Here is a 19,050-nt window from a genome sequence, read left to right as displayed (position 1 = left end):
GTAGACCGATACTGCGCAACTAATAAAAGTGAGATTTGGAAGAGTTTTTAGTTGGATATTTATGTTAAAATATAATTGAAATTTGTAAAATGTTAGTTGAATATCAAAACTTAGAGAAAAAATCCACATACTATTTAGAATAAATAATACGTGGATTTTTTATGTCCAATTTTACGGTTTTGGTAGTACTAGAAGTTGCGTCTGCATTGATGGAAGATGATCATGACATATAATATCAAAAATACCAGGTTTATCTGCTTCAAATTCAACTATTGTAAGCTCTCCTCGATTTACAACAAAATCAATATCATAGCCTGTAAGAGTAGAATGATGATGGTTTCCGTTTACACCAAAGATATGAAGTTCCACCTGCTCTCCTTCATAAGCAACAACTAACCCTGGTTCCCAGCGATATGTAGCAGCTTCCCAACGTCCATCTTCATCAGGCTCCTTTAAAATATAGCCTCCACCTTCTGGGAGCGGTGTGTCAGGGAAGGGAATGCTATTTGTTCCCCCTTTTGGCTCAATAGCAGTCATATGAATAATTCTTGTTTCTTTCTTTCCTTCCATTTTCGTAGTAGGTTCACTGCCACACCCAATTAAAGCTACAGATAATAATCCAAGAATAAATAAGAAACATAGCCTTTTCAAACGAATTACATTAAACATGAATAGTTCATCCTTTCCTCCACCTAATTATTTTTCCTTAATGCAACTTTATTGTACAAAGGAAAATATTAATAGTCAACTTATTTTTTCGAAGAACAGAAAGCAGATAGATTTTTTGAGTAACATTTAGATACAAACGGGAAGCTTGAACGAAAGAGTCGGAGCTGTGATAACGGCGGCTTCTTTTCCTTATTGCGCTATTGTTTGATATGAAAAAAATTGGTAGACAGATTGCTCAACATAGAAAGTCAAAGAAAGTTACACAGATGGGGTTAGCAGATCAGTTAGGCGTTAGTTATCAGGCTATTGGGAGCGAGGTGAAACGATGCCGGATATTTCAAAACTACCTGATCTAGCTAGAATATTTGAGGTAAGCATTGATGAGATTCTTAATAATTCGGGGGCTTGTCCCCCACTAGAGTAAAGTATTACGTAGCGGGGGACAGGCCCCGCTTCTAGCTTGTAATACATCATTCACATATTTTCGTAAAATTTACAATTTCTTAACCAAACATGAACGATCGTTCATTCCATTCCAAACAGCATCGTTGCATAATAATAAAAGAAAATAAATTCGATACTTTTGATCTAATTTTGAATTTTTTACATTTTCTTCCTCTACATGCACTATCGTTCATTCCGCTCCATTTAAACAAATTCAATAATTTGTTTAAAAAGGAGCTTTCACTTGAATAAAAATCCTATTCTGTATAACACGTTTGGAAAAGTGATTAAATTAATAAGAGAAACAAACAGGATGACACAACAGAAATTAGCTGAAGAGGCCGGCCTTTCGATACGATACATCATTGATATTGAAGGCGGTAAAAGAAACGTAACTATAGATGTACTCTATAATCTAGCAAGAGCACTCAATACTTCACCTAGTGCTATTCTCAATGAAGTAGATATAAGAATAAGAGAAGATTTGAAAAAATGAACCATGTGGAGTAGCGAGGATCTCCTACTCCCTCTCTTTTGTATAATTCATTTTTCTATAAAAGAATACTTTTTCTATAATTCAACATGCCGTTCATCGCAAACTGATTTTTACAAGTCAATATCCCCTTAAACAAAACCCCGAAAAAGGAGCCATCCAAAAATGACTAACATTATCCTCAATCATTACAAAATTAACAAAAACACCTCTGCCCTCCTCCCTGCCTATCACACCGACTATCACACCACCGTCTGGGAAAACAACGGACAACGCTTTCATGTCAAAAAGACACCGCTTCAACTGATGAAAGCCGCTTGTTTAGAAGGCGGTGCCGATTTTGATGGAAGGCGAGCTGCGGTTACGCATAAAACAGGTATTACTTCAAAAGCTCCCATTCCAGTAGTCCCACAGGAGCAAGTGTACGCCTTCCCGACGCACTCACCGAAACTTCACGAATGCCACTGGCTCTTCTATCATCACATTCAAGCCATCCGTCGTCATCCCGAAATCCCAACTCATACATATATCATCTTCAAGGACGAGAGAGAACTGCTCCTGCAAGTGTCCTACCACACGATGGAACGGCAGCTGCAACGCACATCCTACTGCATCACCCGCTTCACTCCGTACCCGATCCACAACTAGAGTAACCGACTAGCCCCAGTACGACCCATCTCATCCTTAACACCTATCACCTATCTATCAAACTAATTACTAACTACTATCTACTAACTACTATCCCCAAAACAATAAGGAGGCCTCCCCGTGAAATCCAGCCACAACGACACAATTACTATCAGCCAGTCTTTTCATTCGATCCAGCCCATGAATAAAAAAATCAAGTTAATTAGAACGCAAACCTTTCCGAAAAAGAAAACCAACCAAACCTCAGAACCAAACTTTACAAAAAATTTACAAACTGACTCACCATTTTCCCCTCCTTCTCTGTATATACGTATTGACGGAACGATACGACGAGGGGGATTTTAAAATGAAGTCAGGTCGAATTGAGCAATACAGATCATATAGTCAGTTTTCAACACTAGAGGAATTTAACGAATCTAACAAAATGGCACTGGACATCCACGGACACCATTTGACGAAAGGTGAACGAATTGCCTTTGATGTTCTCACTCGTTTTAGTGTAAAAGTACTGGGAGTTTGTAACGCACGTATTTGTAAATTGGTACAAGCGTGTCAAGATATTAAGGGTGGTATTTCTCGCTCTACGTTTGAACGAATGCTTAGAAAAGCCAAAACTTTGGGCATCATCTCGATCCTCCATACCGTACGCGAAACGGGCGGCTATTCACACAACGTCTATATTTTTAACCGCTTTGACACGCCCAACCACGAACAATTGACGTCGCGTAAAAACGACAAAAAACCACAAACACCAACGGCTGATGAGCACAAAATTCAGCCGGAAACTCATTTAGTTGAAACAAAAACATTAAAAGATAAAGATCTTCGTCAGGAACAGGTCAAAACGATCGATCAAATCAACATAAGCGATTTGGACTATTCGTTCGTTCCTGATCATATTCCTGCACCATTTGTCAAAGCGATCAAACCATTCTTTAATCGAGCTAAGGACATTTGCGGTCTATGGGATCGAGCCCAAATCGCCTACAGATCGGCTAATTTCCCAACGACCACGTCAATCGATTCGATGCTGCCAACCATTGTCCATGCCTTCAAACAAACCGTTTATCGGTATAAGCAAAAGCGGATTCAAACAGGTTTTGTGCCTTATTTCTATGGGACGGTGGCGAATTTGCTTACGGTGGAGAAGAGGAGGGTGGTTGCTGAGGATACAAAGTGGGGGTTGTGGTTGGAGGGATAGCGTATTGGAGATGAGTACATTATCTTTCAAGCATTTCTTAAAGGTTTAGAACCGTCCTTTCTCTTCTAAAAGGGGATTTTTTCCTTTGAGATAATGCAATTATCTCTTTTCGATCACTTAGATTTATTAAAACGAGTACAAACTTACTCCTGATGGACATTAAAAATTAGGGAGATAAAAGTAAGTAAGTAAATATATGCAAATTTACAACAAAACTAGTTTATCGGTGAAGTAAAAGGTGGAAAGAACTACCTCCATCGATGCTTGATATAATCTCGTCTTTTGGTTTAATTGAAAAATTTAGAGTGCCTTTCGATAATAAGGCACTCTGAGTTACTATTCTATATTGGTGGTCGGCATAGAGACAGCCTTTAAAATCCTTATTTAATAAGGGTTTATCGAAGCTATGTGTAAAATTTGTGTAGTGAATTTTTTTGTGATTAAGCGGTCAATTTTACCTACTTCTTGTGTCTGTACTCCACCTGACTGGAATAAGTAATATTGACACCTTAAAAGATGAACGGTGTTCGCCTACACAAATTGTTTTGATGTTAAAGTTTTCTCTACTATTGGAGATAAACTTAAATCATGCCCCCCATTACGTTCTAATTTGTAATATCTTTAACATCTATTTACAAAATGGCGATAGTAGTGGGTCTTTAATTAATTTAATGTAACATCTTTACCTACTTTTTACGGCTTTTTATCGGATTGCGTTAAATTTATGTTAAATTTAACATTGTGGTAACTTCCAATATCTATCCTTGAATTGAAGTGTTAATTCACAACCCTATTCAATACATTTCAGTTCGAACTTGATTAATTTCGCGTAAAACAGCTTATAATGATTTATAAAAAATAACTTATATTAAGGTTCAACTGTTTATTTAACAATAATTTTAAATACACAATAAATTCATTTCGGCATCAAATCGGCACGAAAGTTAATGTTATAAACCACGCGTTGCGAGTTGACGTACTACTTACGTTCTTAGAAACATATATTAGACATGAAAAAACTGGTGATTTATATGTAAAAAACCTTATTAAATAGGGCTTTAAGAAAAAGCATCGTTTTAGTCTGTTGTTTAAAGTGCATGCGATAATGTACCAAATTGGTACATAACAGTCCCGCCAATATACATGTAGTTACCTTTATCAGTAACCCATATCAGCACTTAAATCCAAAGCGAAACTTCTTAAGTTTTCTAGAATTTCTGTAGTTTCAGTATCAGTTAATATTAAATTGTATTTATTTAGTTTTTCTATTACCCAACTCCTCTGTACTGGTGGCAAACCACTTAGTATACCTCCTAGTTGCCCCGAAATAAACTCCTTTTGCTCTCTAGTCCTTTTTACATTGGAGCTTATACAGGACTTTGCATATTCATTTGCTCTTTTTTGCATTGCTTTTGCTTTGTATAAATCCGGTTCTTCCTCGGACTTACTAACCATATCATCAAATGTCATATACTCTTCATCAGTTAGATACTCGATATTTAATTTATCAACATCTAGTTGTTTCTTTTTGCTTAGCTGAGATTCACCTACATCTTTTACTTCCTTAATAGCTTTCTCATTAACCTTATTATTTAAAAAGGTTTCAGCATATTCCATAAACTTATATGTTTTATACATATAAAACTGTTGTCCATTAGTGTCGTTCTTAAATTCGTTAATCAACTCTATTCGAGGACCAATTGTTATTCTCTTTTTTACTATGTTCCACCAATCTTCCTTTTCATCATCCGTAATAAATATTATTGGCTTTTTATCAGAAGATGATTTATCTATCATTTCTCGCCAAATCACAAGATCACCATATTCATCATGAAATACTAAATTATTAAAGAATTTTCTCTTTCCTTTCTTATCTTTTAGGTCTTCATATCCCGGTGGAATTTTACTTTTGTACCTATTATCTCCATCCTTGTATAACTCGTTTAATCTATCCTGTGTAAAGGGTGAACCTACTTTACCATTAAAGGTCTTTGTAATCTCACTCAAAATTACATCTTCCGTTTGGTAATCCGGGTGTTCTTTCTTCGCTTCATTAATTCCCTCAATAATGTCATCAATGTTTTTTTCAAATTCTTCTATCATTTTACTTATGTTAATTTTAGGGTGTCTTTTTTTATACTCCTTTAATTCCTCATTTAACTCCTTAGAAAGATTACTTTTTTTGTCTTCTAATTTATTCTTAATCGAATTATAGGAATCTACCTGGTCTTGAATTACTGTCAAACGATTAAAGTGATATTCAAGACCTACTTGATATGGGATCCATACTCTACTTTCTAACTTATTTATAATTTTTAAGAGTACATCACGGGTTTCATCAGTATAACGATATAAATTTAATAATACATTTGCATCAAAAACAAAAATACAATCTTCCCATAACTTCTTAAAGTCATTATCCTCTAAACTATAAAATTCCTTAAACATCCCTTTCATCCCATCACCCTATTCCTTCCATTTTTGAGCTATATAAATAACCTATCTCAATTCCACTTCTATTGCTAATAAGGAATTGATCAGCATTTTAACAATTATTTTCCTATCAAATTTAAAACATGTATAAGCATACTCACTCACTTGGTCCTCAATCCAATTAACAAAAACTCTTTCTATATCTTTAGTGCTCTCTAGAACTAGTATTCTGTCATATAACCGGCTTCCAAACTCCGGGAGTTTCTTTGAACGGGGTCTCGGAGAAGGTACACGGTCGGATCACTTTCTTCGTCCCCTAGCTTCCTGTTTAGTGAATTAAAAAGACCAGCATTCCGACACTACTGGTCGTGAAACAAAATTTAACTTAACGTAACATTTTCTTCTCTATAATCAAGATCATCAATAAGTGTCTTAACAAAATTATATTCTACTTTACGAATATAACATTTCATTGCCAATAATGTATTAATTTTATACGCCTTTATACTATCAAACTCATCGTTATTCTCAATATTTACTTTCCCTGTATATTTTATAGCCACTTCATCACTTGTCGGAAATAAAAAGGCATTTTCTACCTTTTTAATACACTTCGTTTGTTTCTTTATTATGGGGTCGTTTGGCTTGAAATTTTCTGATTTAATATGATTAAAAATTGTTGAAGCATAAAACAATTGTTTTACAACATCGTGCCATCCAGGTAAATTCATATCAGTATTATAATACTTAGCATCCAAGACATACATTTTCTGTTTATTTAAAAACATTATATCTGGCCGTTGCGGTTTCACAGCAGCATTACTTTTAATTTCCCATTTAAGTCTTGGAATTGTCTGTCTTAACTTCTTATACTGATTTTTAAATATTTGACTACAAATAGCTTCCCAAACTAAATAAAAATATGGTGTAGCCAGTACTTCAAGTTTTGCTTCATTGTTTATAAGCTCAATCCCTGATAAAAAGTCTTTAATCAATTGAATAACAATTAGCTCTCTCTCTACAAAAGTACTATTTAACTCCATTTGTAGAAAGTTCAGAGCATATCTAATATCACAAGGCATCTCAATTTTTGCTAATTCTAAGGGTATTCCAAGTAACCAACCATACTTCTCAACACTTTTATAGACACAATACTCGTGTAGTTTAATTAGTAAATTCTGCCGATCCCTAACCGTCTTTCTTGAAACAGTCTCTGTATAAATAACAGACTTTCCAGTAAAGAGTGGATTTTTCTTGTTAATTGTTGCTGACCAATTTGTATTTCCATTATATTTTTCAGAAATTATTCTCATTTCCTTCATGAGTAAACCGTTATTTATATAATCATTGATTAGACTGTAAGCTGTAATAATACTCTCAGTATTACCTCCATTATTTCCACCTAATAAGTTTACTTCCTCTAGAGATAAATGGGCACTATTTTTGTACTTGATTAACACCGATAACAGTATTTGAATGTTTTCTTTTAGATCTTCCTCCACCTTGGGAATTTTATAACTTTTAGGAAAAATAATAATAAATGTATTGTTATAAATTAATAGTCCCGTTACTTTAAACTTAATCTTATTTCCTACTAAACTACATATCTCTCTATTTAACATCTGATTGACAAATTCACTTGGAAAAATATTTTTATACTCTTTAAATTCAACGAAGGTATTCAATACTGGTTTTAGTTCCATTAACTCATCCCACCATGGTTACCGATTTTTCATTCTTCACCTATATCTTCCTGTATTAATTCTACTTCTTCCTCTAGTGCTTCCACTTCTTGTTCTAATAATTCTTCTAAATCACTCATAATATCTAATACATCTAAATTATTATAATAAGCTGAAACTAGTTCTGAGTAAGTTCTAATACCTTCACTAAATAATTCTGTTCTCTTATACCTTGCAACATCGTCCCAAAGATATATCAACAGCTTTGAAGCAAAACTACTAGTATCTCCAATCTCTTCTGGGCTAATAAAGTATGGTCCTATAAGACGGTCTTCATTTACATCTAAGTTTTTAAGCTTGTTGTTTATAGCAGTTAATAATATTCTCCATTTATAATCCACACCAGCATATCTCACTAAACTATTTTCATGGGAAAAGCCACTTTCCTTTATTGCCATGTATTTAAACTTCCAACGCCTTTTAAAAGCTGAATCAAGTACGTACACACCTTGATCAGCACTATTCATTGTTGCAACAATATTCATATTTCGGGGGATAAATAACCCTTCTTCAAAAATAGACCTAACGTTTTGAATAGAACTTAAATAATTTTTTAGATCCTCATTTGGGCTTATCTTATATTGACTTCTTCCATCGCTTTTCCGATCTAACAATTGAAATATATCTCCAAAAACACTTGGTGCATTCGCCCTATTAACTTCTTCAATAAGTAAAGTGTACTTACTTTCTGGATTTAGAACTGCTTTTATTAATACATTTATAAATGGACCAGCAACATATTGATAGTCAATGACCGGCTCTCCTCGTTGAAATTCATCTCCATTTATTCTATAAAGTTGCATAGGTTCAGCAACTCCCATGTTTAAGGAGATCGGTTTGTACAATGGGACTGGTTTATAACTGCCTACAAAGTCAAAATAAGAATACTCTGAATGGAACACTACTCGTGTTGTATTAGAAAAATTATCTTCCAAGTATCTACTTTTTCCAGTTCCAGGTGCTCCATACACAATTAGATTTTCACCAGCAGTATTTGTGTTATGACGAAACTCTTGTTCTTGTAAACTTAACGCACTTTCTAATAATTGATCATTAGATGCCATATAAAACACAATGTTAGCGACATAGGATTGACTCACATTTACAAGACCTAGGAGGTGAAGTATAGGTGATACATGAAAGTCTGTTCTATCGACTGTTTTGCTACCGTACCACCACTCATAATCTGTAATAAATCTACATAGATATTCTGCACTTTGTTTTTCTTCTTCGAAAAAATTATAAATTACCTCTTTAATTTCAGGGAATTGTTGATCAATATCTTTACCTTTAAGGGACTTAATTTTATCCCAGAATCCTGTTATTGAATAATTATCTATCTGTGAAATATGCTCTAATTTTTCCTTATATTTAATAAGCTCCATAGTATAATCAACTACAAATGTTGAAATGTAAAACCATTGATTAGGACAAAAGATTTTATTTCCAGAACTAATACTAATCTCTGCCGAATGATCTAAATACCGTATTTCTGCATTTCTACTTTCTAAAACACTAGCAAATAATTCTTTAAAATCTCTAGTAAGCTTAAAATCCTCATTTATAAATTGAGTTCGATAATTCTCTTTTGAGCTATTCGCTAATTCATTTAAGTCTCTAAGAATCATAATAACCTCCAGAACATATATAGTTATATTTACATATATAGTAGACAGATTAAACTACTAATATACTATTCCTTCCATTATATCTATATATTAGCATGATTGACAGACGAATAGATGTTTGGTATTGTTGTGTCAATAAGAGGACAATCAAACCTCAAAAATACACATATGGGGTGCTAGAATGAAAATATCTTTACAAATAAAATCAAAGCGAGAAAGATTAAATATGACTCAAAAGGAATTTGCTGATGCACTAGGCATGGGTAAAAACGGTGATCGTACAATACGTAGGTGGGAAAATGAAGAGACTGAACCTTCACCAATTGAACTTCAAGCCATTCTTAATTTCCCTGAAGAACCACCCTTCCCAGCTCCTGAAAACCCTAAATTTAAAATGATAGATCTATTCGCTGGAATTGGTGGAATAAGACTAGCATTTCAAAATCAAGGAGGTAAATCTGTTTTCGCATCTGAATGGGATAAATTTGCATGTAAAACATACCGAGCCAACTTTGGAGAAGTTCCTGAAGGAGATATTACCTTAATCGATGTAAACTCTATCCCGGAACACGATATTCTTTTAGCAGGATTTCCGTGTCAACCATTTTCCCAAGCTGGGTTAAGAAAAGGCTTTGAGGATACACGGGGCACATTATTTTTCCATATTGCAAAAATATTAGAAACTAAGCGACCGAAAGCTTTTTTACTAGAAAACGTAAAACAGTTACGCGGTCATAATAAAGGACAAACATTAGAAAAAATTAAACAAGTACTAGATGAATTAGGTTATACTCTTCATATCAAAGTGCTAAGAGCAGCAGACTTCGGTGTTCCCCAAAATCGAGAACGTATTTTCATTGTGGGATTTCATAACTCCATTAATGGGCCAGAAATTCCATTCCAATTTCCAAAACCTACTAATATACAAACGCGAGTAGGTTCAATTCTAGAAGAAAAAGTTAACGAAAAATACACTATATCAGATAGACTTTATCAAGGTCACCTTAGAAGAAAAGAAGAACACAAAAAGAAAGGTAATGGGTTTGGATTTTCACTTTTTAATGCTGATAGTCCGTATACGAATACCATTAGTGCTAGATACTATAAAGATGGCAGTGAGATCCTTATAGAACAAAAAGGAAATAACCCTAGGAAATTGACTCCTAAAGAATGCGCTAGATTACAAGGTTTTCCAAAAGAATTCATCATCCCTGTATCTGATACACAAGCATATAGACAATTTGGTAACTCTGTAACCGTTCCAGTTGTAGAGTTGATAGCAAAAAACATGGTATCGGTAATAGAACCATACCTTCAAAGTGAAAGAAATAAATTAGAAGTATTGAATTAAACAAGGGAAGGAATAAACCTTGGATCTAGGTTTATCCTTCTCTTTTATTTTAATCCTCTAAATAGGTAGCTAGATCATTTTTTATTGCTGATTTAAGTAAAATTGCTAGTGCGTTTTTTATAATTTGTCTTACTCTTTCCCGAGTAAGGTTATATTTTCTCCCTATTTCCTCAAGTGTATGTTCAATATCGTCCATAAAACCGTATTTCATCATCACCATTTCACGTTCACGATTATCCAACTGATTTAATAACTTCTCTAATTCTAATCGAAGGTCCTTTTGATCATAGCTAAACTCTAATAAACTTCCCCATAACAAATCTGAGTCTTCTTCAAAATCCAAATAAGATCGTTGATATTTCAGTTTTATATTATTATCATAATAATATTTGAATGTTTTTTCATCTATTAATTCAGCAGCATACCAAGGAATTAACAGTTGATTATCAATTTGTTCCCATTTGTTCTTCTGCTTTCTTAAGTACATTGAAAATTGTTCAAATGTCACGTAGTCTTGTCGTCTTAAAAAAGCATTAAGTTCAATACCATTACCTAACCCAGCATCCAGACATTCTTCTTTTGTAGGAAAACGTCCTTTTAGTAACAAAGTATCATTAACCAGTTTCTCCCAACCTCTAATTTTTTCAACCATATGCGCAGGCTGCCTAATAAGATTTTGCTGGTCATCAATATATCTAAGAACTTTACTAAGAACCCACCTTTTAGAATAATGTGCAAATGAATGAGAGCCATCAAATTTTTTTATCGCTTTTAGCAATCCAAAAAAACCCTCTTGAACTAAATCCATTCTATCAATGGAATATGTTGCTCTTGATTTAGCGACATTACAAAGCATTTCAGAATAAGCATTTGTAATATTTTCAATTAATTCTTCTTTATTTTTACTCTCTTCTGCTACATTTTGAAACCGTACATTTTTCTGTTCTTTTGACCATTTGTAAAAAATTGACCAAAGGCTAGGTAATTCATAATCTTCAGTATCATATTCATCAAAGTTCATTTCAATTAATTTTGATTGATCTTTTGTTGTTTCATTAGAGTTATCAGGATTTTCAGTAAAAAATTTTTTTGCATCTATAGGAACAGCTTCTTCTTCTCTTTCATTCCACTCTTCTTCGATAACTTCTACTTGTTTATCTTCCTCATCAACATAAAATCTAGATAGCTTTAGAATGTTTAATTTCCAATAACCCTTTTTATCAACGACTGGTTGGAAACATTCATTTTTACTTAAGAGGTTGTAGACAGTATTTTTGGTGGTTGTTCGTACTTTAGATACTTTGTCGACTAACATTGTCCAGTGCATTCCAGAAGGGTATGTAGATAATATTTCACAAATGAGGGTAAAAATTGACTTATTAACTTTCCTACTTTCTTCTACTAATCTCCCAATATCTAAATATCTGGCTTGCTCAGATGCATAACGTTCGTCAATTCCTACTCCATCAACTTTTACTTGGTTTTCTTTTAGCTCAATTCTTAATCTATGTCCTGGCTCAATCAAGTAATCTGAGAAAAAGTCATAAATACCATTTCCATAAAAATAAAAGCGATTATCTTTTTTTCCCCACCAACAGTCATAGGTAAAACCATCAATAATGATTTCAATTTTCCCTTTATTTGTTTCTTTAGCTTTAAAAAAATAACTGATTTCAAACGGTATTTGTAAATAGCCTTTAATTCTCTCAAAATAGGAAATGATAGAATATCCTATTAGATTATTACTCTTATCGGTTGAATTAATCGAAGTCTCTGTTTCTTTTGATGTATCAATATCTCCTACTAATATTGAAGTCCCTTGTATATAATTTTCCTGTTCACTTTGTGCCATAAGTAAATCAAGATTATTAATGGTAGGAACAGAGTTCTTTACCGAATAAGTTGGGTAAATTGTGCTTTCAATATCAAGTGCTGGTGCGGCTTGATCAAATATCCACCGTCCTTTTGCAATACAGATAAACTCATTATGTAAAGCCAAAAACTCCTCGACTGCTGCATAATAAATCTTAAATGCTGGATTATTGGCCTTAATATTAAAAATTCCAGGAATAATACCCCTCGTTCTAACTTCATCATTTGAATTTCTAATTTGTTGAAAAATTATTACACTTGATCTAGCTACTTCTTCCTTTACTTCAACTGGAATAATAATTTCAAAATTTTCCTCATTTTCTTCTTCCAGTTCGATCTGAATATGGTTCTTTTTGACAATAAATCGGGTATCAATATGTGGAGCAAAGATAGTATTATACTCATCCAGCTGATACTCTAACCGTACAACGGAGACAATCTCATTCTGATTTGCTGTCGATAGTCTTATCTTTTGCATATATTCAAAAACAAGGTCGTTTATTAATTCCCATTCCAAAAGCAGCCAGTAACTTCCTACATCAGTAAATCTAATATCACTATGTAGACCTTGAACAAGCTCATTAGCTTTGATATTATACGAGAATTTTTTAATAAAATCTTCTACTAAAAATGGTTGCTTTAATTGATGAGCAATTTGATATATTTCATCTAAACGTTGATCAATATTGTATTTAACTCCCCACAAGCCATTTTCATCTTCCTCAAAAAAAGACCTAGGTGCATTTAGTGCCATACCTACTAATTGATCAATAGGAAGAGAGTTAGAATGTCCACTTGTCCAATTATTATTAACAAAAACCAGTATTTCATGGAAGGGTAGTTTCCCTTTTGGGCTTTGGAAAAGGGCACGTTTTATTAAACTAACATTACTGTAAACAGGGCCTGATTTTTGACGGACATTCATCATTCTCACTCCTACTACTTTTTACAAATCAAAAAATCCTATTTCATTTTCTTCTGACTGGAATAAAGATAGACGATCTAACAATCGGTTAGACCACTCACATGATGTTTCAGCAACCAACTGACAAGCATGGCAAGCAGCAAGGTTTAAACTATTCTCTACTAAATTTTCACTTTCACTACATAATGGATCTGACGAACAAATTTTTGCTCGATTAATAGTTTGATGTAATAATTTATTAAACTGATCTTTTCTTCCCTGTTGGATAATTCCACCAAGTGAACCGTCAGAATCTGCAGACGCAGTATACAGTAGAATGCCACACATATCTGGACTTGCGTAAATTTTTTCTCGTATTGAATTGGATGAATATCCACTTGAAAGTGATAATTCTTGAATTAATGCATGGGACAAAGAATGTAAAAGAATAAATCGGGTTGAAAATTTATCATCCTCCTCCCAGCCTTTTTCTAGCCTCCAGTCTTGGTACCTTTTCAACAATGATTTATATCTACCATGTTCATTAACTTTTTCCTCCCATTCCTTTAATGAGTTTTCATTTAAATGAATAAAAATTCCTTCGCCTAACACTTCTACGGCTGGAAGCCAATCTTTATCAGTATTCGAGAGTTTTGAATAACCCACCTCCGATGGATCGTATGGATCAGGATAATCAATTCGCGTAAAACCTCTTAAAACCCTAACTTCTCGTAACCGGTGAGCAAGTACAATCCGTTCTACAAATTTTGAAATAGCAGAATGAACTTCTTCTTCCTCAATATGAAAATGCTTTGTTACTTTCTTGGTGTCCTGAAATGCTTTCCATTCTTCATAATGTATGTCTGTGCCTTTTTGTGACATTCGGTATTGGTCGATAATAGCTTGAAAGATTTTTTTAAGTTCTTGTTCGTTTGCCTCGGGGAATAATACATCTAAAATCAATTCAACGTTTTCTAATCCTCGCCGGTTAATGTTACTAAGAATTCTATTCCACTGACTACTTACCAACTGCTGTATATCATCAGTCCAAGGAGGAATAGATAAAGCACTAATGGTTGATGAAAAATAAACATTGGATGCCCCGCGTTGTAACCCCCTTGCTTTACGATCACATCCTCCAGATGTCCCTAACCAAGGACTATGTCCTTTACACTCAACATTAATTTTTGAAAAAGTACCTTTTTTTAATGCACCACCTAAATGATTATGGGCGCCACAACTACACCGTACAACGATGTCGTCTAATGAGGAGCTTTGTCCTCTGGTAATTAGACGGAGGCTTGGATTGGAGCACACGTCTTCCCCCTTATGACACCATTCAATCCAAGGAAAATCTTGTATATGTCCATTAGTACAAGATGATATAAAACGGGCAGGGTAAGTAACTACACCTTTTCCTTTACATGAACATACATATTGTCCTTTTTTATCTTTTTGAAAATCGGCCTTCAATGCTTTACATTCACTACATACTCTATATTTCGGAAATGAAATTGCAGGAATTCCTCCTCTATTTCCAAATGAACGTGGTTGACGAAATGATGAAACATTAAGTCGAGTTTGTAACCTCGGTTCTTGAACAATATAATAATCTTCAGGTCGATTGCTCCATTTATCTAGCCCCATAATCATGACTGAATCACTTCTAAAATCAACAATTGATCCTGGTCCAAATGTTGTAATTAATTGACTAGCTCTTACTCCTCCTGGAGACTTCATGAAAGTAATTCCTCCTCTTCATCTAAGTAATAAATATTCACTTCTGCTTCCACATCACGGAGGGAGTCCGGAACTAATATTGCACGATTAATTTCTTGGTTAATACCTTTAATCAAAACAGGTACATCACTTTTTGAATATTGATACTGAGAATACTCTAATTTTTCAGGATGTTCATCTACTCTGCCCATCCAGTATTTTATAATATTCTCAATCTCTTCTTCTATATTTCCATGATCAATTTTCTCAATATCACGACAACGTTGAACAATTACTGATTTTATTTCATCTAAATACTCATTATCTCCACTAAAAAATTCAGCATAACTATTCTTAAAAAGTGTTTCATCTAATTGCCGTAGCATACCAATTACAATAGCTGGCAAAGCCTTATCTCTAGAACGATATGAGAATGGCGTAACACTTGTCGCTTCAACATATGTGTAAATTTTTGAGTGATACGATGTAAACTGTTCAAAGTGTGAAATATCTCTTGGTCGTGACCAATTATACATAGTAAAAACTAAACCAGGATATTTACGTCCAACCCGACTCGTTGCCTGAATATATTCAGATGTCCCTTTTGGCTGTCCAGTCACGACCATTAAACCAAGACGATCAATATCAACCCCTACTGAAATCATATTTGTAGATAATAAGACATCCACCGATCGTTTATTGGTATTAGGCTGCTCTAGTTTTGTTAATATATTAGGTATTTCTGTTGCTTGAATTCTACTCGTTAATTCCTCTGTATTTAAATATTTTCGATATAACTTTTCCTCTTTATTTTTCGCTAGATATCGAATACGATCTGGGATATCATCTTCTACTAGTCGAAGCGTTCCACCTAATTCTCGTAAACTATTAAAATATCCTACTAGTGTCCAGTACGGATCAACCTCTTCCTCCTGATTTCGATATGTACTCTGTAATAATGCCGAATAAAGTCTAACAGTAGAAGATTTCCCTGAGGTCCCAGGTAAATACAGGCCAACATATTTCCTCCCCGGTTTAACGGCCGTGGAAATTTCCTTTGAGAAAAACGAATCACCTGCATCAATTCCATAAGGAGGGAATTGGCAAACTTCACGATTAAAAACACCTTGTACTTGTTGACTAGCACCGCGAATTGTCGCCGTTGAAGCAACAACTTTAGGTCTAATATTATTTTCTTCCCATTCATGCATTGACAGATAATCAATAGCTGTCTCGTAAAGACCTACCATTGAACCTAATGGACCAGAAATTAAATGAAGCTCATCTTGAATAATAAGTTCTGGAGGAAGTAATTGATCTATTGGTTTAGTCTCAGATTTTCCATATAAATCAGATGGACTATGTGACATGGCATGGTCTTCTCCAGCTCTTATAAATCCATGTCTTTGACAGTAACGATCTACCTTACCAAAAAGAGTAGCAATATTACCGTTCCAAGGAAGTCTAGCAAACTTATCAACAGTACCTATTAAAATGGAAGGGCACCGATAATAAATCGCTTCATCGACGGTATAGGTTGGGATACGATGAGCTGAGAAATAGCAACTACTATTACTACATAAAATTCTAAACACTTCGTTTTCAATTGAATAATTATCAGGTTTTAAAGCTTCACCACACCGAGGACAATGATGTAGTTGGATTGGATTCGCCTCATAAATTGATTTTCCAGATTGTAAGTCCTTTAGTGTCTCTTTTGCTTCACTCAGTGAGTTAGGTGTAGTTCCTCCACCAACCCATAAACCAATACTAAATTCTTCTGTTCCCCATTTCACTGGATTTTTACTTCTTAAGTATTCTGCTGCACAAATTAGTGATGCTGCTCTTTGAAATTGTTGTATAGTTAATAGCCGTAACGTATATCTCATTAATATAGTTGTTCCCGCATAACCTTCTATTCCTTTTTCTTTACCTCGTAATCTCCTTAAAGCTAAGACAAACGCAGCTAGTCCAAGATAAGCTTCTGTTTTACCTCCACCTGTCGGGAACCATAGTAAATCAGCCCAGTCACGTTCTTCACAAGTAGGATCAACAATGCTTTTTAGGTTTAACAATACAAATGCTAGTTGGAAAGGTCTCCATCTTCCTTCTAATTTTTCATTAATTTCTGGATCTTCAGTTCGTACACCAGTTTTACGGAAATCTTGTGCCCATAGAGAATAAGACCGTTGATAAAGCATAATCTCATTTGCAAATTTAAATGCCTCAAAGGCATCTGAATTAGTTGTTAGAATTTCAAGCCCTTCTCTCATTCTTTTTGCTGCTATTTTACAAGTTTCGATATGTATTTCTCGTTGAGCTTCGTATTCTTTTTCAATTTTTATTTCCTTAAGTCCATCAATCCAACTATCATATTTTTCAATCAGTGGAAGAAGTGAATGTTTCATTTGATGAGGATCATCAACATAAGCCAATACCTTCATTTCAAGACCTGTTAACTCTTTTATTTCCAAATGCTGAACAGCAGGTATTTCATAACTAGGTAGGAATGTTGTTGAGATTTTTTTTGCTTTTTGGAAAGTGAAGTTCTCCCATTCAACTGCACACCCATGGCCTACAGCAAATTCAGGTCGATCACGATATAATAATTTTAATGATTTAATATCATTATCATCAAGTTCTGAGTTAATCGGGGTATCTCTTCGTACAAATGGATAATTTTTCTCATTACCTTCTATTGATAGGACTGGTTGAAATACAATTTCTTCTACTGGGGTATTTGTTTTTGCTTCATATCTATTAACTAAAAAAATACTAAAAGATCGCCCTTGAGAAGTGTCTCTTATAATCCATTTTAATTGAATTTGATACTCGTCAATAAAGGTACCGTCTTGTTTGTTCTCAGTATGAATAATTAGCTGTTTCTGAACATTCGTTCGTTTGTATCCCTTTTTCTTTTCTATTTTTTCTTCATTGTAGATACCAAACGAAATATTAACTTTTACCGATTTACAGATTTCTGAAAGATGGCAGGTCAATCCAAGTGAGGATGGGTAAAAACGATTGACCTGTGTTGCTTCCTCTGCAACTTGCTCATCTTCATGACTTGTACTATCATCCTCTCTATCCATTTCATGTCCGTCCAAAATTTGAATTTCATTATTACTCGGGTATAACATCGCGCCAAGATAATACACATTTGGTCTTTCAAATAGTATTTCTTGCTCTTCACTTGGTCCAATTATATCCTTACGAACCTCTTCAATAAGGTTGTCACGTAAATCAGCTTTTCTACCGATGTGATAATTTGATAACTCTTCAATCCCAAGATGTTGTATTCCATTTTTGAGAATTTTCGATACTTTGAGAGCTTTTTTCTCCTCTTCTATGATACTGGTTAACCTCCATATATTCTCTTCGCTCTTTTGGAAGGAATTTTTATATCTATACAGTGTTCTCTCAACTTGATTTTCTACTATCGAAGGAGCTGATTTTCTTAATTCATTTGTAATTTCTTTTATAGTTAAACCTAACGGATTATTTATTAATATTACTTTAACTTTCTCACCTATTGGAGACATAACATTTACTCCTTTTAAATATATTTACTACACATATAAATACACCTAGTTAACTGTAAATTAATTTAACCTCCGAATTGCTAAAAGATTAAGTAAATAGTTCGACATCTTTTCCATTTTTCCTCCAATTCCAAACTTTTTTTTACAATCGTTTTGAAAAAGTCAGTTGAGAATTATAGAAGAAATAAAAAATTACCTATTAACCTGTAAGTATCATGGTACATTAATTAATTAGAATTTATAGTTAGTTCTATCTAATCCTTTACAAGTAATATTAGAAACAAAACACTTAAAGAGATTTTATTAAAATCAACTTATACATTTGTAAAACAAGTCATCTTCAATACAGTTAAACCATGTGTTATTTTAAACACAATCGACATCAAACATAATGCCCTCCACTT

At 33.9% G+C, this 19,050-nt stretch carries 11 protein-coding genes and 1 pseudogene; 5 read left to right on the top strand and 7 right to left on the bottom strand.

Annotation, left to right across the window (positions count from 1 at the left end):
- Positions 1–171: 171 nt before the first annotated feature.
- On the bottom strand, positions 172–669 hold the full coding sequence (locus AC2VNP_RS14635) for a cupredoxin domain-containing protein (RefSeq protein WP_418201045.1): 498 nt from the start codon (positions 667–669) through the stop codon (positions 172–174).
- A 319-nt stretch (positions 670–988) separates the two neighbouring features.
- Between AC2VNP_RS14635 and AC2VNP_RS14630 the strand changes: the two are divergent.
- From AC2VNP_RS14630 to AC2VNP_RS14615, 4 genes and pseudogenes are all read left to right on the top strand, one after another.
- Positions 989–1,093: pseudogene (locus tag AC2VNP_RS14630) on the top strand (XRE family transcriptional regulator); the annotation flags it as partial.
- A 303-nt stretch (positions 1,094–1,396) separates the two neighbouring features.
- The gene (locus AC2VNP_RS14625) at positions 1,397–1,609 is read left to right on the top strand and encodes a helix-turn-helix domain-containing protein (protein ID WP_418201091.1); all 213 of its coding nucleotides are present in this window, start codon (positions 1,397–1,399) and stop codon (positions 1,607–1,609) included.
- Between the two features lie 162 nt (positions 1,610–1,771).
- Complete coding sequence (locus AC2VNP_RS14620; RefSeq protein WP_486918034.1) at positions 1,772–2,254, top strand: competence protein ComK; 483 nt, start codon at positions 1,772–1,774, stop codon at positions 2,252–2,254.
- A gap of 346 nt (positions 2,255–2,600) precedes the next feature.
- Entirely contained in the window at positions 2,601–3,455 is an 855-nt protein-coding gene (locus AC2VNP_RS14615) for a hypothetical protein (RefSeq protein WP_486918033.1), read from the top strand.
- Between the two features lie 1,158 nt (positions 3,456–4,613).
- Here AC2VNP_RS14615 and AC2VNP_RS14610 read toward each other — a convergent pair.
- The 3 genes from AC2VNP_RS14610 to AC2VNP_RS14600 form a co-directional block, all read right to left on the bottom strand.
- Positions 4,614–5,912, bottom strand: a complete 1,299-nt coding sequence (locus AC2VNP_RS14610) for a PIN-like domain-containing protein (RefSeq protein ID WP_486918032.1) — start codon at positions 5,910–5,912, stop codon at positions 4,614–4,616.
- A 356-nt stretch (positions 5,913–6,268) separates the two neighbouring features.
- Positions 6,269–7,591: an LlaJI family restriction endonuclease gene (locus AC2VNP_RS14605; RefSeq protein WP_486918031.1), complete on the bottom strand. Its 1,323-nt coding sequence runs from the start codon at positions 7,589–7,591 to the stop codon at positions 6,269–6,271.
- A gap of 29 nt (positions 7,592–7,620) precedes the next feature.
- Positions 7,621–9,258: an AAA family ATPase gene (locus AC2VNP_RS14600; RefSeq protein ID WP_486918030.1), complete on the bottom strand. Its 1,638-nt coding sequence runs from the start codon at positions 9,256–9,258 to the stop codon at positions 7,621–7,623.
- A 181-nt stretch (positions 9,259–9,439) separates the two neighbouring features.
- On the opposite strand from AC2VNP_RS14600, the gene AC2VNP_RS14595 reads away from it, so the two are divergent.
- The gene (locus AC2VNP_RS14595; RefSeq protein WP_418201054.1) at positions 9,440–10,609 is read left to right on the top strand and encodes a DNA cytosine methyltransferase; all 1,170 of its coding nucleotides are present in this window, start codon (positions 9,440–9,442) and stop codon (positions 10,607–10,609) included.
- Between the two features lie 49 nt (positions 10,610–10,658).
- Here AC2VNP_RS14595 and AC2VNP_RS14590 read toward each other — a convergent pair whose 3' ends face one another.
- The 3 genes from AC2VNP_RS14590 to drmA are packed head-to-tail and all read right to left on the bottom strand — an operon-like array spanning position 10,659 to position 18,646.
- Positions 10,659–13,409 carry a sigma-70 family RNA polymerase sigma factor gene (locus AC2VNP_RS14590; RefSeq protein ID WP_486918029.1) on the bottom strand — a complete coding sequence of 917 codons (2,751 nt, stop codon included), beginning with the start codon at positions 13,407–13,409 and terminating at the stop codon, positions 10,659–10,661.
- 18 nt (positions 13,410–13,427) lie between these two features.
- Positions 13,428–15,125 carry a DrmB family protein gene (gene drmB, locus AC2VNP_RS14585; protein WP_486918028.1) on the bottom strand — a complete coding sequence of 566 codons (1,698 nt, stop codon included), beginning with the start codon at positions 15,123–15,125 and terminating at the stop codon, positions 13,428–13,430.
- The gene (drmA, locus tag AC2VNP_RS14580) at positions 15,122–18,646 is read right to left on the bottom strand and encodes a DISARM system helicase DrmA (RefSeq protein WP_486918027.1); all 3,525 of its coding nucleotides are present in this window, start codon (positions 18,644–18,646) and stop codon (positions 15,122–15,124) included. The genes drmB and drmA overlap by 4 nt, the downstream gene beginning before the upstream one ends.
- Positions 18,647–19,050 lie beyond the last annotated feature (404 nt).

Source organism: Alkalihalobacterium sp. TH-98, assembly GCF_057473385.1.
This window is presented reverse-complemented; position numbering and strand designations above follow the sequence as displayed.

What these genes read in the sequence shown, in the direction of transcription:
- drmA (WP_486918027.1), bottom strand. Translation starts at nt 18,646, where the DNA reads ATGTCTCCAATAGGTGAGAAAGTTAAAGTAATATTAATAAATAATCCG.
- drmB (WP_486918028.1), bottom strand. Translation starts at nt 15,125, where the DNA reads ATGAAGTCTCCAGGAGGAGTAAGAGCTAGTCAATTAATTACAACATTT.
- AC2VNP_RS14635 (WP_418201045.1), bottom strand. Translation starts at nt 669, where the DNA reads ATGTTTAATGTAATTCGTTTGAAAAGGCTATGTTTCTTATTTATTCTT.
- AC2VNP_RS14605 (WP_486918031.1), bottom strand. Translation starts at nt 7,591, where the DNA reads ATGGAACTAAAACCAGTATTGAATACCTTCGTTGAATTTAAAGAGTAT.
- AC2VNP_RS14600 (WP_486918030.1), bottom strand. Translation starts at nt 9,258, where the DNA reads ATGATTCTTAGAGACTTAAATGAATTAGCGAATAGCTCAAAAGAGAAT.
- AC2VNP_RS14610 (WP_486918032.1), bottom strand. Translation starts at nt 5,912, where the DNA reads ATGAAAGGGATGTTTAAGGAATTTTATAGTTTAGAGGATAATGACTTT.
- AC2VNP_RS14615 (WP_486918033.1), top strand. Translation starts at nt 2,601, where the DNA reads ATGAAGTCAGGTCGAATTGAGCAATACAGATCATATAGTCAGTTTTCA.
- AC2VNP_RS14595 (WP_418201054.1), top strand. Translation starts at nt 9,440, where the DNA reads ATGAAAATATCTTTACAAATAAAATCAAAGCGAGAAAGATTAAATATG.
- AC2VNP_RS14590 (WP_486918029.1), bottom strand. Translation starts at nt 13,409, where the DNA reads ATGATGAATGTCCGTCAAAAATCAGGCCCTGTTTACAGTAATGTTAGT.
- AC2VNP_RS14620 (WP_486918034.1), top strand. Translation starts at nt 1,772, where the DNA reads ATGACTAACATTATCCTCAATCATTACAAAATTAACAAAAACACCTCT.